The sequence below is a fragment of the Cupriavidus sp. KB_39 genome (genome assembly GCF_052114485.1).
Taxonomy (GTDB): domain Bacteria; phylum Pseudomonadota; class Gammaproteobacteria; order Burkholderiales; family Burkholderiaceae; genus Cupriavidus.
The window spans coordinates 1-393 of record NZ_JBFREV010000236.1 but is presented as its reverse complement, the minus strand read 5'-3'; the positions used below and the strand labels follow the sequence as shown (position 1 = coordinate 393).

The window sequence follows — 393 nt, the reverse complement described above, 5'->3', positions numbered from 1 at the left end:
GGTCAGCCCTGCGGGAGCCGGGGCGCCAGCCGGGCGATCACCTCGGCGTGATGCGGATGGGCGGCGGCCAGCGTGGCCAGGGCGGCCGCATCGGCCAGTTCGAACTCGCTGAACTCGAACCCGGGCGCCACCGTGCAGCCCACCAGCGAATAGCCGCCGGCGTAACCCGCCACCCGCTCGGCCGCGAACCAGCAGCCGGCCGGCACCACCGCCTGGAACGCGGTGCCCGCGTCGTGCAGCGGGTTGCCGAGGTGGTGGGTGTGCAACCGGCCTGCGGCATCGATCACATGCACGTCGAGCGGCCCGCCGGCGTAGAAATGCCAGCCTTCGTCCGCGCAGATGCGGTGCCACGCCGAATACGCGGCGCAGATGCGGTGCCACGCCGAATACGCG

1 protein-coding gene is annotated in these 393 nt (G+C 73.0%); it reads right to left on the bottom strand.

Going from position 1 to position 393, the window contains the following annotated elements; translation table 11 throughout:
* Positions 1 to 2: 2 nt before the first annotated feature.
* The coding region (locus AB4Z27_RS29730; RefSeq protein WP_441646076.1) for a cupin domain-containing protein at positions 3 to 393 on the bottom strand (391 nt) is incomplete at its 5' end.